Source organism: Vogesella perlucida (genome assembly GCF_979366545.1).
Genome location: NZ_CEETRO010000013.1, coordinates 69,924 through 82,309 on the forward strand (window position 1 = coordinate 69,924; position 12,386 = coordinate 82,309).

Annotated in this window: 8 protein-coding genes; 6 read left to right on the forward strand and 2 right to left on the reverse strand. The window is 62.5% G+C overall.

The window, feature by feature from the left end; translation table 11 throughout:
• Positions 1-83: 83 nt before the first annotated feature.
• On the reverse strand, positions 84-749 hold the full coding sequence (locus ACZ9XP_RS16495) for a hypothetical protein (RefSeq protein WP_147683516.1): 666 nt from the start codon (positions 747-749) through the stop codon (positions 84-86).
• A gap of 340 nt (positions 750-1,089) precedes the next feature.
• Between ACZ9XP_RS16495 and ACZ9XP_RS16500 the strand changes: the two genes are divergently transcribed.
• Positions 1,090-2,178, forward strand: coding sequence for an ABC transporter substrate-binding protein (locus ACZ9XP_RS16500; RefSeq protein WP_465188799.1), 1,089 nt, complete (start codon positions 1,090-1,092; stop codon positions 2,176-2,178).
• Between the two features lie 36 nt (positions 2,179-2,214).
• On the opposite strand, the gene ACZ9XP_RS16505 is transcribed toward ACZ9XP_RS16500, so the two are convergent.
• The gene (locus tag ACZ9XP_RS16505) at positions 2,215-3,102 is read right to left on the reverse strand and encodes a LysR family transcriptional regulator (protein WP_465188800.1); all 888 of its coding nucleotides are present in this window, start codon (positions 3,100-3,102) and stop codon (positions 2,215-2,217) included.
• A 110-nt stretch (positions 3,103-3,212) separates the two neighbouring features.
• On the opposite strand from ACZ9XP_RS16505, the gene ACZ9XP_RS16510 reads away from it, so the two are divergent.
• The 5 genes from ACZ9XP_RS16510 to ACZ9XP_RS16530 form a co-directional block, all read left to right on the forward strand.
• The gene (locus ACZ9XP_RS16510) at positions 3,213-4,232 is read left to right on the forward strand and encodes a zinc-binding alcohol dehydrogenase family protein (protein ID WP_465188801.1); all 1,020 of its coding nucleotides are present in this window, start codon (positions 3,213-3,215) and stop codon (positions 4,230-4,232) included.
• Between the two features lie 125 nt (positions 4,233-4,357).
• A complete protein-coding gene (gene asd / locus ACZ9XP_RS16515) occupies positions 4,358-5,209 on the forward strand; it encodes an archaetidylserine decarboxylase (protein ID WP_147683507.1) in 852 nt (283 codons plus the stop codon).
• Between the two features lie 263 nt (positions 5,210-5,472).
• The gene (locus ACZ9XP_RS16520) at positions 5,473-7,203 is read left to right on the forward strand and encodes a ShlB/FhaC/HecB family hemolysin secretion/activation protein (RefSeq protein ID WP_465188802.1); all 1,731 of its coding nucleotides are present in this window, start codon (positions 5,473-5,475) and stop codon (positions 7,201-7,203) included.
• Between the two features lie 11 nt (positions 7,204-7,214).
• On the forward strand, positions 7,215-7,739 hold the full coding sequence (locus ACZ9XP_RS16525) for a toxin-activating lysine-acyltransferase (protein WP_465188803.1): 525 nt from the start codon (positions 7,215-7,217) through the stop codon (positions 7,737-7,739).
• On the forward strand, positions 7,736-12,386 hold a 4,651-nt coding region (locus ACZ9XP_RS16530; RefSeq protein ID WP_465188804.1), incomplete at its 3' end, for a two-partner secretion domain-containing protein. The genes ACZ9XP_RS16525 and ACZ9XP_RS16530, both read left to right, overlap by 4 nt.

Below are 12,386 nucleotides of genomic sequence, written 5' to 3' on the forward strand. Positions count from 1 at the left end.
ACTTGCACTGCCTGCGTCGGCGCGCCTTGGCGCAGGTGCTTTGCGAGGTTTTGTTAGCGGCACTAAGCCGGCCCCGCCGGCAGTCATGCGCCCGGTTCGTTATCCAGATGCCCCAGTTTTACCGTACGGGCCAGCAAGTCGTTCGCCTGCTGCATGGCGGGCGACTCGGCCAGGCTGACTTGCTGCTGCAGCAAGCGCAAGACCAAGCGCAGGCAGCCATAGACCTGCTGCGCCTCGGACTGGCTAACGGCATCCAGCCGGTTTTGCCGTGTGGGTACGTGGCGACGTTCATGCAAGCCACGGTGGCCGCTTGCCTTGTTTGCCGAGCCGGGTGCGCTTTCTGCCACATAGAGTCGCACCGGTAGTGGCCACTCGTCCGCCGGTGGCATTACGCGGCCGGTCAGCTCACCTATCACCTGCTCGAACTCCTGACACAGGGCTTGTGCCTCTGCCAGCTGCGGGTGGTGCAGCTGGCCCAGCATTGCCTTGTCGCGCAGCAGACTACTGCGCCGCAGGATAAAGCGCAGCTTGCCTTTGGCCAGCGCCTGTACGGCGGCGTACTCGCCACTACGTGCCGTATCACGCAGGGTATCCAGCCAGCGTGCCCAGCTGAGGAATTCGCCAGACAGCGTCGAGGTGTCTGCTGCGGCCGGTGGTGCCATGGCGGCAAGCTTGCCCGGGTTGGTGGGCCCCCATGGGCTTAAATCTTGCTGTAAAGCGGTAAATGGCTTGCGTCGTATCCGATTCATTGCGCGCTCCAGATAGGCTTAATAGGCCTGGGTAGCCTGATTATCATGCCTAACCGGATAAATCTTTAGCGCAGCGCGACATATTGATGGAGGTGCCTGCACTTTATCTACTTATTCGATAATTGCTTTTTACTTTGTTTGGCATTTTCTCACTGCTTCGGCGAGTAGATAAGGCTGTTGCGGTATTAAGCACTATGTGCTGGCTGAATATATAGATAAGCAAATTGCTTTTTATAGGTATCGTTTCTTTTTGTCATGCTGCAGAGGGCATTCGGTTAGTCATCGTTAATAGCTTATTGCGGCGGGAGAACTGCCTGCACGGGAAACGGAGTACCACATCATGATGCGTATCGTACTGGGTATGGGCCTGTACTGCTGTGCCATGTCGGCATTGGCCATGTCGGTTGTTTTCATTAATCCGGGCAAGCGCGACGAGCTGTACTGGCTCAGTGCCGGGAAAGCCATGCAGGCAGCAGCAGATGATCTGGGGGTGACGCTAGAGGTTCGCTATACCGAACGTAACCATGCCCAGGCACTCGCGCAGGTACGGGAGATGATTGCCCGGCCCATATCAAATCGACCTGAGTATGTGATTTTTTCCAACGAGCTGGGCACCGGCCCCGAATTGCTCAAACTGCTGGATGATGCAGGTATCAAGACCTTCATGGCCTTTAATGGGCGAATGCCGGGTGTTGATGAGATTGGCCAGCCAAGGCAGCAATACAAAGGCTGGTTGGGTTCTTTGGAGCCGGACGCAGATCAGGCGGGCTATCTCACTGCTAAGGCTTTGATAAATAAGGCACGGAAAGCCGGCGTGCCGCGCGTGCATGGCAAACTGCAAATGGTCGCTATTGGTGGTGACCCGGCGACCCCCTCTTCGGTGCGGCGCAGTGATGGCATGCGCCGCGCTATTAAAGAAGCAGGCGATGTGATGCTGGCAAAAGAGGTATATGCCGGCTGGTCACAAGAGCGTGCCTTGGCGCAGGGTAGTTGGCTGTATGTCCGCTATCCGCAGGCCCGCATGGTGTGGGCAGGCAATGACTTGATGGCCATGGGCGCCATGCAAGCGTGGGGGCACCGCGGCAAGCAGGCAGGCAAGGATGTGTTTTTCAGCGGGGTCAATACTTCGGACGAGGCCCTGCAGGCTGTACGCGATGGCCGCTTGAGTGCGCTGGCTGGCGGCCACTTTATCACCGGGGCCATGGCACTGGTCATGCTGTACGACTACGACAAAGGGCGGGATTTTGCCAGCGAGGGGCTGGAGCAGCGGTGGCCGCTCTTCATGCTGTTCGATGCGCAAAGCGCGCAGCAGTTTATGCGCTTGTATGGCAAGCAGGATTTTTCCGGCATCGATTTTCGGCGCTATAGCAGAACACTCAATCCGGTACTAAAACGCTATGGTTTCAGCTTTAAACCGTTGCTGAAATAAATGGCTGCCACAGTAGTAGCACCGGTCGGCTGGTATTCAAGCCAGCTGTGCTGCCAGATCGTATTCATCGATAAAATCCAGCAGGGCAGTCAGCGCCGCAGGGCGGTGGTTGCGGCTGGGGTAAACCGCGTAATAGTGGTTTTCCGGCACGGGGTGTGCGGGCAGCAGGTGTTGCAGGCTGCCGCTAGCCAGATCGTGGCGCACCATAAAGCGTGGTAGTAGCGCAATGCCTGCGCCAGCTAGTGCCAGCTGGCGCAGGGTGTTCAGGTTATTGGCGCGTAGCCCGGCATGGCTGGCGTCTATCAGCATCACGCCACCGTCCTGTTGCAGCGGCCATTGTGGCAGCACGGTATGCAGCAACAGCTGGTGTCGTGCCAGCTCTGCCGGCTGTTGCGGCCAACCTTGAGCGGCCAGATAGCCCGGCGCAGCCACCAGCACCCGGCCTACGGCGCCCACCTTGCGCGACACAAAGCTGGAATCTGCCAGCTGCCCGGTGCGTAGCGCCAGGTCGATGCGCTCGGCGACCAAATCCAGCTGTGCATCGGTAATGAGGCAGGCCACCTGTACAGCGGGGTAGCGCTCGGCAAAGGCGGCCAGCAAGGCGGGCAGCAGCAGGGTGCCGGATGCCTCCGGCGCGGTAATGCGTAGCTGCCCGCTGGGCGCATCGCGCAAACGCGAGATAGCTGCCTCGGCGGCCTCGGCCGCTTCCAGCATGGCTTGGCAGTGCACCAGGTAGGCCTGGCCGGCGGCGGTAAGGCTGAGCCGCCGCGTGGTGCGCTGTAGCAGGCGCATGCCCAGCTGGCTTTCCAGTTCGGCAATGCGCTGGCTCAGCGTGGATTTGGGCAGGCCGCATACGCGTGCGGCGGCGGTAAAGCTGCCTTCGTTCGCCAAAACGGCAAAAAGGGCCATGGCATCCAGTTTCATGTCTTGCCTTATTGTCTGGCTATACGGATAGTGTTTCCCAATTGTAGTGGCTAATCGTATCAATATAAACGCGGCACACTGTCAGCCTGATTAGCCAGAAAGGACAGACCATGAAAGCCATCGCCGCCTTTGCCAACCTGCCCGCCACGCACGAGCTGGCGCTGCAAGACATTACCCTGCCAGCCCCCCAAGCCCACGGGCACGACCTGCTGGTGCGGGTAGAAGCCATTTCGGTGAACCCGGTGGATACCAAAATCCGTAGAAGCTTGCCTGCCCAGGCGCAGCAACAGCCAAAGGTACTGGGCTGGGATGCCGCCGGCGTGGTAGAGGCGGTGGGCGAGCAGGTTACCCTGTTCCGCCCCGGAGACCGCGTGTGGTACGCCGGCGCGATCCACCGTGATGGCAGTAATAGCGAGCTGCAGCTGGTGGACGAGCGCATTGTTGGCCGCATGCCGGCTACGCTGGGCTTTGCCGAAGCTGCCGCGCTGCCGCTCACTGCCATTACCGCCTGGGAGCTGCTGTTCGACCGCCTGGGCTTGCAAGAGGGCGCCCATCACGGCGAGCGCTTGCTGATTGTGGGGGCGGCCGGTGGTGTGGGTTCCATCCTGATTCAGCTGGCGCGTGTACTCACCGGCCTGCAGGTTATTGCCACGGCGTCCCGCCCGGAAAGCCAGGCCTGGGTGCGCGAGCTGGGCGCCCAGCACGTTATCAACCACCATCAGCCGCTTGGCGAAGGCTTGGCCGAGCTGGGTTTGGCCGAGGTGGATTACGTGATCAGCCTGAACCAGACCGACCGACATTTCGATGACATCGTGAAAGTATTGAAACCGCAAGGCAAGCTAGCGCTGATTGACGACCCCGAGCCGATTGATATTCGCCAGCTCAAGCGCAAGAGCATTTCGCTGCATTGGGAGCTGATGTTCACCCGCTCGCTGTTTGCCACGCCGGACATGGTGGCCCAGCACCATCTGCTGTGCCGTGTGGCCGAACTGGTAGACGCCGGCCGTATCCGCAGCACCTTGTCCACTAGCCTGGGGCAGATTAATGCGGCCAACCTGCGCCGCGCCCACGCGTTACTGGAAAGCAATAGTGCCACTGGCAAGGTGGTACTGGCCGGCTTTGGCGACTAGCACCAGACGGGGTGCCTGGTGGCCCGGCGTGATCTGCCACACGAGCGGGCAGGTTGATGTCGGGCTGCCACCGGCAAAGCCGGGCTGTTATAATGCGCGGTTTGCTAAATAGTCAGGGTGTCATCGTGCGCTATCGTCTAGCTGTATTGCCGCAATACTTTCTGCCAAAACAGGCGCTTACCTTGCTGGCGGGCCGTATTGCCAATACCGAAGCGGGCGAAGCCACCACCCGTCTTATCCGCTGGTTTATTGGCCGCTATAACGTCAACATGGCCGAGGCGGCCAACCCGGACCCGGCCAGCTATAGCAGTTTCAACAGCTTTTTCACCCGTGCGCTCAAACCGGGCGCCCGCCCGCTGGCAAAAGCGGCTTTCATCTGCCCGGTAGATGGCGCCATCAGCCAGTTTGGCCCTATACGCCAAGACCAGATCTTCCAGGCGAAAGGCCACGACTACAGCACCACCGCCCTGGTGGGTGGGGATAGCGCACTGGCCGCCAAGTTCGATAACGGCCACTTTGCCACCATCTACCTCAGCCCGCGCGACTACCACCGCATTCATATGCCGGCAGATGGCCGCCTGCTGCGCATGATTCATGTGCCCGGCGACCTGTTTTCGGTGAACCCCACCACAGCGCGTGGCGTACCGGGCCTGTTTGCCCGTAACGAACGCGTGGTGTGCGAGTTTGAAACCGCTAGCGGCCCGTTTGTGCTGGTGTTGGTAGGCGCCACCATTGTCGGCAGCATGGCCACCGTCTGGCACGGTGTCGTGAACCCGCCCCGCAGCGGCGAAGTGCGCGAGTGGCGCTACCACGACCAGCAAATCGTGTTGAAAAAAGGCGAAGAAATGGGCCGGTTTCTGCTGGGTTCTACCGTGGTATTGCTGTACCCCAAAGACACCGTCCGCTTTGACAGCAGCTGGGAGCCCGCCAAGCCCGTACGCCTGGGCGAGGCGATGGCAGAGCACGCCCGCGCCTAAGAACGGTGTTAGCCCCACCCCAAGAGCCGCCCGGCAGGGCGGCTTTTTTATGCCTTACCACACCACGCATACATGCCAAACGGGCCATTGTGGTGGTGCGGCAATGCAACATGGCATGCCATTTGTATTTATAGATATGCTGAGCAGCAAGACATAACTTGCTAAGGTGCGATTTGCTGAATTGTTGAAAATGTCATTCAACAATATTTATCGAATATAGCCGGCACACGCCCAGTGTCGGCCGCACCACGGTGAATGTCGACATGCCCGCACCACGCCTTACCCATTGCCCACGCCCAATAGCGCTTAGCAGCCTGCTCTGGCTTGCTTGCCCCTTAGCCCTGGCCCAGACACTGCCAGATAAGGCGCTGGACCAGCGCGAGCAGCAGCTGCAACAACAGCGCGCCTTGCAACAGCAGGCACCCGCCGCCCCCGATGTACGCCTGGAATCCGCCACCCAGCCCGATATGCCACGCTATCCACATGGCGAGCAGCCCTGTTTTGTCATGGGGGAGCTGCGGCTGGCAGGCGAGGGCGCCGAGGATTTTCAATGGGCACTTGGCGCGGCAGATCGCGATGGGCAGGGCAAGCCAGACGAACTAGTAGGCCATTGCACGGGGACGCAGGGCATCAACCTGGCCGCCAGCCGGGTACAAAACGCCATCATGGCACGGGGCTTCATTACCACCCGCATCTTGGTACAGCCACAAAATCTGGCTACCGGCGTCCTCACCCTCACCGTGGTGCCTGGCCACATTCATGCCATCCGTTACGCCCAGCCAGCAGACCCGCGCCTGCATGCGGCCAACGCTTTACCCATGCAAGAGGGTGATCTGCTGAACCTGCGGGACATCGAGCAAGGCCTGGAAAACCTCAAACGCGTCCCCACCGCCGAGGCGGATATCCGTATCGAGCCGGCTAGAGGCCAGGGTAGCCGCCCCGGCGATAGCGACCTGGTGGTGCAATGGCAGCAGGGCAAGCCCTACCGCCTGACGCTTACCGCCGACGACGGCGGCAGCCAGGCCACGGGCGTTTACCAGGGCAGCGTGACGCTATCGTACGACCACCTGTTCACCCTGAACGACCTGTTCTACATCACACACAACCAGGACATGGGGGGCGGGGCAGATGGCGAACGCGGTAGCGAAAGCAACGCCTGGCACTACAGCATCCCCCTCGGCTACTGGCTGCTCGCCTACAGCGGCAGCCAGAGCCGCTATCACCAGCAGGTGGCGGGGGCTAGCCAGACCTACCAGTACAGCGGCAAAAGTGACAGCAGCGAGCTGAAGCTGTCGCGGCTGGTCTACCGCGACGCCGTGCGCAAAACCACCTTGTCACTCAAAGGCTGGGAGCGCGGCAGCAGCAACCAGATCGACGACACCGAGATCGAGGTGCAGCGCCGCCGCATGGCCGGCTGGGAAGCCGGCGCCAGCTGGCGTGAATTCATCGGCCCCGCCACGCTGGACCTGAACCTGGCCTACCGCCGTGGCACCGGCGCCCGCAACGCCATGCCGGCACCCGAAGAAGCCTTTGGCGAAGGCAGCTCGCGCCCGCGCTTGTATCTGGCCGATGCCCAGCTGGATGCCCCGTTTAGCCTGGGTGGGCAAAAGCTGCGCTACGGCCTGGCGTGGCGGGCGCAATCGAACCGCAACCCGCTGGTGCCGCAAGACCGTTTTGCCATAGGCAGCCGTTACACCGTGCGCGGTTATAACGGTGAAAGCCAGCTCAGCGCAGAGCGTGGCTGGTTTGTGCGCAACGAGCTGGGCTGGCAGCTGGCCGGGCAAGAAGTGTATCTGGGCTACGACTACGGCCGTGTAGCCGGCCCCAGTGCCAGCATGCTGCTGGGGCAGCGCCTGGCCGGTGCCACGCTAGGGGTGCGCGGCAAGGTTATGCGGCTAGGCTACGAGCTGTTTGTCAGCCAGCCCTTCGGCCAGCCCGAGTTCCTGCGCACGCCGCGCACCACGGGTGGTTTCAGCGTCAACCTGCAGTACTAAGGAGCCTGCCTGTGCAACCGCTCCATATTCTGGCGCCCGCATTCATACCGGGCCAGTGGCAGGAAACCACGGCGTTTGGCGCAGCGGTATGGCTATTCATGCATAGCCCGCAGCATATCGATGCGCCGCTGTACACCTTGCAGCGCCTGCTGCTACCGGCCATACGCCAGCAGCAGTTTGTCTTGCTGTTTCAAGGTAGCAAGCCCGTGGCTTACGCTGCCTGGGCCAGGTTCAGCGCCGAGGCAGAGCAGCGCTACCTCACCGCCCACCCCGCCACCATGCCAGAGCAGGACTGGGCCAGCGGGCCCCGCTACTGGCTGCCCGATTTTATCGCCCCCTTTGGCCATGCCAGGCAGTTAAGCCGGGTACTGCGCCAGCTGTTAGCCGGCCACTGTTTGCGCTCGCTGTACCACAAAGACCGCGCAGCCGGCCCGCGCATCATGCAGTTTCGCACTGACCACCTTAGCGCACAGGCGGCGCGTGACTGGTTCCACCAGCACCCGGCTGCGCTTGCCCCCACAGAAAGATCATCATGAACCAGCACTGTTATCGTCTTGTTTTCAACCGCCGCCGCGGCATGCTGATGGCCGTAGCCGAAACCACCCCGGCACAGGGGCAAGCAAGCGCTAGCACCCAGGGCCGGCCCGCCCGCCGTGCCGCCTTCAGCCTGCGCCACTGCACCCTGGCGTTATGGGCGGCATTTTGCCTGCCGCTATGCCACGCCCAGATCGTGGCGGACAAACAAGCACCTGGCCAGCAGCAAGCTACCGTACTGAATGCGGCCAACGGTGTGCCCCTGGTCAATATCCAGAGCCCCAGCCCGGCGGGCGTATCGCGTAATACCTATAGCCAGTTTGACGTGCAGCAGCAGGGCGCCATCCTCAACAACAGCCGTGGCCATGCCCAAACCCAGCTGGGTGGCTGGGTACAAGCCAACCCATGGTTGGCCGCAGGGGCGGCCAGCGTCATTCTGAACGAGGTAAACAGCAGCCAGCCCAGCCAGCTGCGCGGCTATATCGAGGTAGCTGGCCAGCGCGCTGAAGTGATTATTGCCAACCCGGCCGGCCTGCATCTGGATGGCGCAGGTTTTATCAATGCCAGCAAAGTCACGCTCACTACCGGCAGCCCGCTATGGCAGGGAGGCAACCTGGATAGCTACCGGGTAGCCGGTGGCCTGGTCAGCGTAGCGGGTGCCGGTGCAGACCTGGCACAGGCAGACCAGGCCAGCATTCTGGCGCGTGCCGTCCAGATTAATGCAGGCCTGTGGGCAAAAGACCTGAAGCTGGCTACCGGGGTAAACCAGATCAGCCCGGACGCAAGCCAGGTTACTGCACAACAAGGCGCGGCAGCTGGCACAGCGCCGGCCTATACGCTGGATGTGGCAGCGCTAGGCGGCATGTACGCAGGCAAAATCCATCTGATCGGCACCGAAGCCGGCCTGGGGGTGCGCAACGCCGGCGCCATCATCAGCAATGCCGGCGACCTCACCCTGCAAGCCGATGGCCAACTGCTGAATACCGGCTATCAGGCCAGCCAGCAGGGTATGCGGCTGCAAGGACAGTCGCTGGATAACCAAGGCACCAGCTATGCCGCCGGTACCCAAACCATCTCGGTAAGCCAGGTGCTAGCCAACAGCAGCCTGTTGGCCGCAGGGCAAAACCTGTCCATACAGGCGAACCAGGTCACGCAGCCCGCCAGCGGCACCATGGTAGCCGGTGTACAAGCAGACGGTAGTCTAAGCGGCCCGGCGCAATTGTCCGTGCAGGCCACGCAAGCCATCGACATCATCGGTGGCAAGCAGTTTGCCAGTGGCTTGTTGCAGCAGCAGGCGGCCACGCTGAATTTGGCAGGTGCACAGCTACAAGCCAGCAGCATCCAGCTGCAAGCCAGTCGTGGCGATACCAGCCTGCGCAACGCAACCGTATTGGCCAGCGACCAGCTCACCATCCACAGCCAGCAAACCCTGGACACCACCGGCGCCACGGTAGAGGCCGGCCAGCACATGCAGCTCAAGGCCACCACGCTGAGCAACGGCCTGCAAGGCAGCCTGAAAGCCGGGCAGCTGCAGGCGGAGCTAAGTGGTAGCGTAGAGAACCGGGGCCTGATAGATGCCAACATCACCACCATCCGCACCGCCACACTCACCAACACCGGTACCGGCAGAATCTATGGCGATCACCTGCAGCTAGCGGCCACCACACTGCAAAACCGTGAAGAAAACGGCCAGGCAGCCGTCATAGCAGCCCGTCAGCGCCTGGATATCGCTGCCGGCGATCTGGAAAACCGCGAGCACGCCTTATTGTTTAGTGCCGGGGATCTGCACCTGGGCGGCCAGCTTGACCAGCAAGGCCATGCCACCGGGCAGGCCGGCACACTCACCAACGCCAGCGCCACGATAGAAGCACTGGGCAGCATCAGCCTCGACGCCCGAACCATCCACAACCTCAACCAGCACTTTTCCCTGACAACAGAAACACTGCCTATCGAGCAAATCAGCGAATATCAAGGCAGCGGTGCAGCCCGGCGCTACACCCCTGGCAGTGAAGGCGTGTACATCTACAACGATGAATCCGACCACCTGCATACGCCGGAAGGTAATTACGAAACCTGGCTGGCGTACCAGTACAGCCGCACCACCGTGGTGCCCAAAATCGCCACCAGCGACCCCGCCAAGATCCATGCCGCAGGCAATATCAGCCTGAAAGCAGCATTACTCGAAAACCAGCATAGCGAGATCATGGCCGGCGGTGCCCTGGCCATTCAGGCCAGCGTGTTCAATAACCCGCAAGCCTACGGCACGCAGACTGTCACCGATCTGGGCGGCGTCACCAACTACTGGCGCGATCGCAAAAAAGGCCGGGATAGAACCGGCAGCGCCTGGGCCGCCTACCAGCCACCTGCCGTAGAAACCCAGGTACCGCTATCGCCATCACGCGTGCTGGCATACCAGACGCTAGCCCTAGCTAACGGGCCAGCCGCACTGGGCCTCAGCACCCCGGCCAACCCTGGCTGGCCAAGCAGCAGCCTGTACCGCCAGGCGCCCGCCGCCACCAGCAGCTATCTGATAGAAACCGACCCGCGCTTTGCCAGCTATCGGCGGTGGCTCAGCAGCGACTACATGCTAGCCGCCATGGGTAGCGACCCCGCCACCGCCCAAAAACGCCTGGGCGACGGCTTCTACGAACAAAAGCTCATCCGCGACCAGGTCGCCCAGCTCACCGGGCGCCGCTTCCTCACCGGCTACGCCAGCGACGAAGCGCAATACCGCGCCCTGATGGACAGCGGCATCACCTTCGCCCAAACCTATGGCCTGCGCCCCGGTATCGCGCTTAGCGCCGAGCAAATGGCCCGCCTCACCAGCGACATCGTCTGGCTGGTGGCCCAAACCATCACCCTGCCGGACGGCAGCCAGCAAAGCGCCCTGGTACCGCAAGTGTACGTGCGTGCCCGCCCTGGCGACCTCACCGCCGGCGGCAGCCTGCTATCCGCCGACACCCTGCAGCTCAGCGTCGGCGACACCCTCAATAACAGCGGCACGCTAGCCGGCCGCCAGCTGGTCAACATCCAGGCCGGTACGCTGGACAGTATCGGCGGGCGCATCCGTGGCGAAGCCGTTAGCCTCACCGCGCGTAACGACATCAACCTGACCGGAGCCGAAGTCCGCGCCGGCAGCAGCCTGGCTATCAACGCCGGACGCGACCTCAATATTGCCAGCACCACCGCCAGCAGTAGCAACGCCCAAGGCAGCCGCACCGTAGTAGACCGCATCGCCGGCCTGTACGTAGAGGGCGGCGCCGGCCAGCTGCTCGCCAGCGCCGGGCGTAACCTCACCCTTACCGCGGCCAACTTGCAAAACGATGCCACAGGCGGCCTCACCCAGCTGCAAGCCGGGCAAAACCTCACCCTGGCCACCGTCCAGACCGGCAGCAGCAACCAGCTGCAATGGCAAGGCAACAATGCCCGCAGCGATAGCCAAAGCCAGGACGTGGGCAGCAGCATTGCCAGCGCGGGTGACATCACGCTGAAAGCCGGCGGCAACGTACACAGCACCGCGGCCAACCTGGGCAGCCAGGCCGGCGCCATCAGCCTGCAAGCCGCCGGCAATGTACAGCTGGACGCCGGCCAGAGCCGCGTCCAAGTAGACGAAAGCCACCAGTACAGCGGCAGTAACGGCGCGCTGTCCCGTAAAACCACCACCACCCGCGACACGCTGGACCAAACCCAGGCCATAGGTAGCCAGCTCTCCGGCCACAGCATTAGCCTGCAGGCCGGCAGCAATATGGCCATCCAGGCCAGCCAAGTGGTCAGCGACCAGGCCGCCACCCTAAAAGCCGGCGGCAACATCGCCATCACCAGCGCCACCGCCAGCGATAGCTACAGCCGCCAGCGCGACGAGAAAAAATCCGGCCTGATGAGCAGCGGCGGCTTGAGCGTTACCGTGGGCAAGGTGCAGCAAGGCAACGCCAACACCGTCACCACCACCCAAGCGGTGGGCAGCACCGTGGGCAGCGTGCAGGGCGATGTGTCCATACAGGCCGGCAAAGACCTGCAGCTCAAAGGCAGCGACGTCATCGCCGGGCAAGACATCACGCTGGCCGCACAAAACGTGCGCATCGAACACGCCGAGCACACGCAAACCCAGCAGACATCCAGCTACAGCAAGCAAAGTGGCGTCACCGTGGCGCTCAGCGGTGGCGTGGTAGACGCCGCGCAAACCGCCGTCAGCGCCGCCCAGGCCGCAGGTAACAGCAACAACAGCAGGTTGGCCGCACTGCAAAGCGTCAAGGCCGGGCTGGCGGGCTACCAGGCGGTACAAACCGCGCAGCAGGGCGGCGGTAGCGGCGAGGTGGCCGACCCGTCCTTTGTCGGCGTGTCGGTCTCGCTGGGCAGCCAGCGCAGCCAGAGCCAAAGCCAGACCAGCAGCAGCAACGCCAGCAGCAGCGAGCTCAACGCCGGGCGCAATGTGCACATCACCGCCACCGGCGACGGCAGCAAAGGCACCGACGGCGTCCCCCAAAACGGCGACCTGGCGGTGATCGGCAGCAGCATCAAGGCGCAGAACGTCACGCTGGACGCCGCCCGCGACATCACCCTGCAGTCTGCACAAAACCGCAGCGACACCACCGGCAGCAACAGCAGCAGCGGCGGTGCCGTCGGTGTCAGCGTCGGCGTGGGTAGCGGTA

Coding starts and splice junctions, on each gene's coding strand:
- ACZ9XP_RS16495 (WP_147683516.1), bottom strand. CDS start 749: ATGAATCGGATACGACGCAAGCCATTTACCGCTTTACAGCAAGATTTA.
- ACZ9XP_RS16500 (WP_465188799.1), top strand. CDS start 1,090: ATGATGCGTATCGTACTGGGTATGGGCCTGTACTGCTGTGCCATGTCG.
- ACZ9XP_RS16505 (WP_465188800.1), bottom strand. CDS start 3,102: ATGAAACTGGATGCCATGGCCCTTTTTGCCGTTTTGGCGAACGAAGGC.
- ACZ9XP_RS16510 (WP_465188801.1), top strand. CDS start 3,213: ATGAAAGCCATCGCCGCCTTTGCCAACCTGCCCGCCACGCACGAGCTG.
- ACZ9XP_RS16520 (WP_465188802.1), top strand. CDS start 5,473: ATGCCCGCACCACGCCTTACCCATTGCCCACGCCCAATAGCGCTTAGC.